We start from the raw sequence: 379 nt of genomic DNA, 5'->3' as shown, positions 1-379 counted from the left end.
CCAACGACGTCTACAACAACGGCAGCACCGTCAGCACCACCATCACCGGTGCGACTGGCGGTAACTTCGAGAACCTGGTTCCGGACACTACGCCTGCGGTTACCACGATCACTGATTCGGTGGACGACACTGGCCTGACCCTGAGTGCCAGCGAAACCATTACCGAAGGTGGTCAGATCACCTACACCGCGACGCTGACCAACGCCGCTCAAACGCCAGTGACCGTGACGCTGAGCAACGGCTCAGTTATCAACATCGCAGCCGGCGAAACTACCGGCACCGTTGCGGTGAATACGCCTGCGAATGACGTTTACAACAATGGCAGCACCGTCAGCACCACTATCACTGGCGCAACTGGCGGCAACTTCGAAAACCTGGT

Annotated in this window: 1 protein-coding gene; it reads left to right on the top strand. The window is 58.3% G+C overall.

Features of this window, described 5'->3' with window-relative positions:
* Window positions 1–379 (top strand): immunoglobulin-like domain-containing protein (locus ACODTO_RS29570; protein WP_489107478.1); only part of this gene is annotated, 379 nt, incomplete at both ends.

This window comes from Pseudomonas sp. FG13, from assembly GCF_057809755.1.
The sequence above is the reverse complement of the archived record's forward strand: the minus strand, read 5'-3'. Positions and strand labels throughout refer to the sequence as shown.